The 5,018-nt window shown below is 62.5% G+C and carries 5 protein-coding genes; 2 read left to right on the top strand and 3 right to left on the bottom strand.

The window, feature by feature from the left end; genetic code table 11:
- The coding region (locus WBQ77_RS05605) for an ATP-binding cassette domain-containing protein (RefSeq protein WP_424059308.1) at positions 1–323 on the bottom strand (323 nt) is incomplete at its 3' end.
- Positions 320–1,498: an MlaE family ABC transporter permease gene (locus WBQ77_RS05610; protein ID WP_424059310.1), complete on the bottom strand. Its 1,179-nt coding sequence runs from the start codon at positions 1,496–1,498 to the stop codon at positions 320–322. The genes WBQ77_RS05605 and WBQ77_RS05610, both read right to left, overlap by 4 nt.
- Positions 1,499–1,599: 101 nt before the next feature.
- Between WBQ77_RS05610 and dgcA the strand changes: the two genes are divergently transcribed.
- On the top strand, positions 1,600–2,619 hold the full coding sequence (gene dgcA, locus WBQ77_RS05615) for an N-acetyl-D-Glu racemase DgcA (RefSeq protein ID WP_424045393.1): 1,020 nt from the start codon (positions 1,600–1,602) through the stop codon (positions 2,617–2,619).
- Here the strand turns inward: dgcA and WBQ77_RS05620 are convergent.
- The gene (locus WBQ77_RS05620; RefSeq protein WP_424059312.1) at positions 2,571–3,878 is read right to left on the bottom strand and encodes an MFS transporter; all 1,308 of its coding nucleotides are present in this window, start codon (positions 3,876–3,878) and stop codon (positions 2,571–2,573) included. The genes dgcA and WBQ77_RS05620 overlap by 49 nt on opposite strands.
- Positions 3,879–3,951: 73 nt before the next feature.
- Between WBQ77_RS05620 and WBQ77_RS05625 the strand changes: the two genes are divergently transcribed.
- Entirely contained in the window at positions 3,952–4,890 is a 939-nt protein-coding gene (locus tag WBQ77_RS05625; RefSeq protein ID WP_424059314.1) for a hypothetical protein, read from the top strand.
- Positions 4,891–5,018 lie beyond the last annotated feature (128 nt).

The following is a 5,018-nucleotide window of genomic DNA, read 5'->3' on the forward strand; positions in this document are numbered from 1 at the left end:
ATGTTCTGCAGCACGGTGAGCGAGGAGAACAAGGCGCCATCCTGAAACAGGATACCCCAGCGCTTTTCGATGGCGAGCCGTGCCTGCGGCGTCAGCGTATGCTCCTCCTCGCCAAAAAGCGTGACGATCCCTTTGTCCGGTTGGACGAGGCCGGTGATCACGCGCATCAACACGGACTTGCCTTGGCCCGACCCGCCAACGATGGCCAGGATTTCGCCGCGATAGACATCGAGGCTGAGGGATTCCCAAATCTGATGGCTCCCGAAGCTCTTGGCGAGCTCGCGCACGCGGATCAAAATCTCTCGTCCGTCCTCGATGATCACTGGCCGATCCCCGCGAGGAACATGGCAAAGATGCCATCGATGCAAATCACGAGAAAGATCGCCTTGACCACAGCGGCGGTCACATGACTCCCGAGAGATTCCGCGCTGCCTTGAACGCGCAGGCCTTCGAGGCAGCCAACCAGCGCGATAACGACGGCCGCAAAGGGCGCCTTAATCATCCCGACCATGAAATGACGGACGCTGATGATCTCTTGCAGTTTGTCGATATAGATCGGCGGCTCGAGACCGAGCATGACCCAGGCCATGACGCCGCCGCCGGCCAGCGCCGCGATGTCGCCCATGAAGGTGAGGAGCGGCAGGGCGACCACCAATGCGGCGACGCGTGGCAGCACCAGCGTATCCATGGGATCGATCCCAAGTGTCCGCATAGCATCGATCTCCTCGCGCATCTTCATGGAGCCAATCTCGGCGGTGAAGGCCGAACCGGAGCGACCCGCCACCATGATCGATGTCAGCAAGATGCCCACCTCCCGCAGCGAGAGAATGGCGACCATATTTACCGCCATGGGTTCCGCACCGAAATACGAGAGCTGAACCACACCCTGCTGCATGACCACCGCACCGATCAGGAAACAGATCAGAAAGATGATCGGCAGAGCGCGAAGACCCGCGTGATCGAGATGGTGGATGAAGGAGATCGGGCGAAACCGCCAGGGCTCCCGAACCAGACGGACGGACGCGGCGGACACCTCGCCCAGAAACGACGTCAGCGCGACCACGTCGCTCCAGATGTTCGTTAGGCTCGTCTGGGTCGTATCGAGAATTTGCTGAAGCGGCGTGACCGTGTCGATTTCGGGCTTCTCGGTTTGCCCGCGGCGATGCACTTCCTCGATGAGGATTCGGAAGCTGTCCGTGGCACCCGCATAGCGTGTCTTCAAGCCACCTCGCCGCCATGCTCCTGCCGTCCGCTGCAGCAGCCACGCGCCCGCCGTGTCGATCTCGGCAATGCCTGAGATATCCATCTCGCCCGTGAAGTCTGACGAAGGCGGTATCGGGACCTTCAGGCGTTTGAGTTCCTCATCCAGCACCGTGGCCTCGGTGACCGTCCATGCACCGGTCGCGACCAGGCGGAACGTGGTACCGCGCAACTCGACCCGAAATCCCGGTGCCTCGGTCTCGGTCTGAAGGAGGAATTGATTGTCGCGCTTTAGCATGTAAGGGCTTGGCCTGGCTCGGAATCTAAGCTTCTTTGTGGCAGTCGGCGCAAAAGCAGATGGACCGTTTTGGCTGAAATCAACGGAGAAATAAAGCAGTGATGGCAGGCGAGAGCGCCGAGGGCATAGGCGACGGCAAACCGCTGACTCTCTCTGTTAGCGTGCAACACTGGCCAATTCGCGGCCATTTTACCATTGCGCGCGGATCGAAAACGCAAGCGGCCGTCGTACTGGTGGAGATTGGCGATGGCACTTCGTTGGGCCGGGGCGAATGTGTCCCTTATACACGCTATGGCGAGACCGTCGAAGGGGTGGTCGCCGCCATTGAGAGCCTGCGCCCGGCGCTCGGGCAAGGCTTGGACCGGAAGAGGTTGGAGGCGTGTCTGCCGGCTGGTGCCGCACGCAATGCGGTCGACTGCGCATTGTGGGACCTTGCGGCCAAACAGGCGGGGCGTACCGCCGCCGAGCTTGCAGGGATTGCGCCCCTGAAGGCGGTCCCCACAGCCTATACGATCTCGCTCGGAGCGCCGGAGACCATGGCCGCGCAAGCGCAGGCCGCGTGTGCTCATCCGCTGCTGAAACTCAAGCTGGGTGGCGCGGGTGATGCCGAGCGCATGCAGGCCGTCCGCTGGGCCGTCCCCGATGCCCGCCTGATCGTCGATGCCAACGAGGCGTGGCACACGGACCAGACTGCGCCATTCCTGGCCGTCGCGACCCAGACCGGCGTTGAACTCGTGGAGCAGCCGCTTCCAGCCGGCGAGGACAGCGCCCTCGCACATTTCGCGCATAGCGTTCCGATCTGCGCCGATGAGTCGGCCCATGACACCACCTCGCTCGATGAGATCGCGGGGCTTTATGATGCCGTCAACATCAAGCTGGACAAGACCGGCGGTCTCACCGAGGCGCTGCGCATGGTGGAGGCGGCCCGCGCGTGCGGCCTCAAAATCATGGTCGGCAGCATGGTGGCCACGTCCCTTGCCCTGGCGCCTGCCATCCTCGTCGCTCAGACCGCCGACTGGGTGGACCTCGACGGCCCGCTCCTGCTCGCACGCGACCGGGACAATGCGCTGGCCTATGACGACGGCAAGGTCTTTCCACCCTCGCCCGCGTTGTGGGGATGAGCGTCCGGGGATTGCGGATAAGCCTCCTTATTGGCACGTCCAACAACAAGCCCGCCATCCCAACGCCGGCGCAGTAGCATCGCCGCGATGGTCCCGATTGCGGCCACGACGGCCATGACCGCGTAGGCTTCCCCGCCAAGGTTTTCATAGAGCGGGCCACAGACGAGCGTGGCGGTTCCCATCACAAGCCCCGCGACCACGGCCGAGAAGAACCCCTGCGCGGTGGCGGACCGGTCCTCCGGCATGGCATGGGTCAGAAAATGGATAGCGGCAAGATGCGCGGCGCCGAAACTCATTGCGTGCAGCGTCTGAAGGATCACCGTCGCCCATAGTGGCGGGTCGAACGTCATGAAGCTCCAGCGGAGCGCCGTCATGAAGCCCGCCAGTACCAGCAGGCGCGCGGACCCGATGCGCCCGACGATGCGGCCGGACACGGCGAACAGCAAGATTTCAGCGACGACACCGATCGACCACAGCATGCCAATCGTGCCCCCGGTGAACCCTTGCGCACGCCAGTGGAGCGAGCCGAAGGCATAGAGCATGGCGTGGCTGCCATGGATCAAGCTGGCCGCAACGAGAAACAGCAGAAACAGCGGTGAGCGCACGAGCGCGATGGCATCAGCGAGGCGCAGCCGCGGCGTACCATCGGTCGCGGATCTGGTGCGGTGCGTCGCGGCCAAGTCGCGCGGAATGAAATAGGTCCCAACGATCATCAACGTCGCCGCCGCCATGAGAAAGGGCAGTACGAGCCCTGCCCCTAGCTGCTGGATAACGACGCCGACCCCGAGACTGGCCGCGATGAAGCTGAGCGAGCCCCAGAGCCGGACCTGTCCATAATCGAGACGTGCACGCCTAATACCGCTGATCGCGATCGTCTCGGTCAGCGGCATCAGCGTGGTGGATGCCAAGGCGACGAGCACCATAGCGAGCAGCATCTGCCAGAACCCGCCCGCAACCCAAAGCGCGCCATAGGCGATCAGCGCACCCCAGGCCGTCAGGATGAGTACGAAGCGCCGATCGCCGAGCCGGTCCGCCACAAAGCTGATCGACGGCGCGATGAGAATGCGGCCAAAGAGCGGGGTCGCAAGCAAAATGGCGATCTGATCGGCCGTGAAGCCGCGCCATTCCAGCCAGACCGGCAAGTAAGGCAGGTAGCAACCGATGATCAGAAACAGGACTGCATAGAGAAAACCAAGCCGCCAGGCAAGCGAGCGGTGCGCTCCTTGCGGGGCGGTCTGTGGAGGCGCAAAGCCGCTCATGGTCGTTAACCGCTCCCCCTACGACGACTGCTACCTTCGTGTAAGACTTCGAATCAGCTAAACTTTTTTCGCCATGCTAAAATGCGCAAAGAGCGCCACGCAGTGCCTGCCTCAAGGCTACAACGGCCCTCAACTCAGCGCGGCCGAGACTGGGGACTATGCTGCCCTCGAGGCAACGCTCAGGACCTCCGAACTCGGCCGCAGATTCTTGGCGGACTATGCGCGCCAGCACCCCACACCGGAAGTCCAATTGCTGCTTGACGCCATCGGGCGCCTCGAAGGCGCCTCGAGCGCGCCGGAGCGGGGGAACCTCCCGGTGGGCGTCGTCTCCGAACTCGTGGCGATGAGCGAAACCATCAGTGAAATGCGGCGGGAGATCGGCGGGCTCAGCCTCGCAGGCGTCCCCAGCGGCGACGCGCTTGCGGCAGATTGCACCTTCAACCAGATTGTCGAGGCCGCGACCCGCGCCACATCGGATGTGCTGATGGCGTTGGAGGAGATTCAAAACGTGTCGTGGACGCTGCGCGAGAAGGGTCTTGCGCCGGAGCTTTGCGACACGTTGGATGACAGAGCCGTCGACATTTACACGGCCTGCGCACGCCAGGAGATCGCAGGGACTAAGAGCGCCGAAGCCATGCGGCTGTTGCGCGACATGGAACACCGCATCGATGCCCTGATCGATGACTGGCGCGACCATGAAACCCAGAACCTTCTGGATTCGGCAAAGGCTCTCGATGTGAGCGATGCGTTCGAGATGGCCATCCCTCGGATAGACGCCGAGACACCTGGAAAGCCCATGCACCAAGCAGCGCGGACAAACCGACTCGTGCCACAAAAAGATCTTGCCGCACCCCGGCCCGCAGACGAGCCCGCACCTGCAGAAGCGTCTGTTTTGGACAAAGCGCCTGTGTTGGCGGAAAAACTCTTCAATGGTGCGCGGCTATTCGAACGGCCCGGGCCTCTGACGCTGGAAGAGCTTCATGCAACGCAACGTGCGACGCTCTTTGGCTGAGATTTTATCTTATATATTTCAATATGTTATGGTGATGAATCGAAAATATGAGTGCCGGCTCTTGAAAGCCGGCGCCTGGCCAACCATTTGTGCGGAGACGCAAGATCCCCCAACGCGTCCCCCAAAAC

It is taken from the genome of Methyloceanibacter sp. (genome assembly GCF_049590335.1).
In the GTDB taxonomy this organism is placed as follows: Bacteria; Pseudomonadota; Alphaproteobacteria; order Rhizobiales; family Methyloligellaceae; genus Methyloceanibacter.

Excerpts from the sequence above, each read along its gene's own strand:
- WBQ77_RS05610 (WP_424059310.1), bottom strand. The coding sequence starts at position 1,498 with ATGCTAAAGCGCGACAATCAATTCCTCCTTCAGACCGAGACCGAGGCA.
- WBQ77_RS05620 (WP_424059312.1), bottom strand. The coding sequence starts at position 3,878 with ATGAGCGGCTTTGCGCCTCCACAGACCGCCCCGCAAGGAGCGCACCGC.
- WBQ77_RS05625 (WP_424059314.1), top strand. The coding sequence starts at position 3,952 with ATGCTAAAATGCGCAAAGAGCGCCACGCAGTGCCTGCCTCAAGGCTAC.
- dgcA (WP_424045393.1), top strand. The coding sequence starts at position 1,600 with ATGGCAGGCGAGAGCGCCGAGGGCATAGGCGACGGCAAACCGCTGACT.